This is a genomic window from Macrococcus epidermidis (genome assembly GCF_003259695.1).
GTDB lineage: Bacteria > Bacillota > Bacilli > Staphylococcales > Staphylococcaceae > Macrococcoides > Macrococcoides epidermidis.
The window spans coordinates 1-282 of sequence record NZ_PZJH01000029.1 but is presented as its reverse complement, the minus strand read 5'-3'; the positions used below and the strand labels follow the sequence as shown (position 1 = coordinate 282).

Annotated in this window: 1 rRNA gene; it reads left to right on the top strand. The window is 38.3% G+C overall.

The window, feature by feature from the left end:
- Positions 1–74: ribosomal RNA gene (locus BHU61_RS13285) — 16S ribosomal RNA — on the top strand; the annotation flags it as partial.
- Between the last annotated feature and the right edge of the window lie 208 nt (positions 75–282).

The window sequence follows — 282 nt, the reverse complement described above, 5'->3', positions numbered from 1 at the left end:
AGGTGGGACAGATGATTGGGGTGAAGTCGTAACAAGGTAGCCGTATCGGAAGGTGCGGCTGGATCACCTCCTTTCTAAGGATAATTACGGAAATCAGACCTTTAGGTCTGATAGGGATTAACATTGACATATTGTATTCAGTTTTGAATGTTTATCGGACCTTCGGTCCAGTAAGTCATTCAAATTGTACTTTGAAAACTAGATAAAGTAAGAAGAAATAAAAGATTTTACCAAGCAAAACCGAGTGAGTTCATTTTTGAATTCTTAAAAAAATCGCGCGTC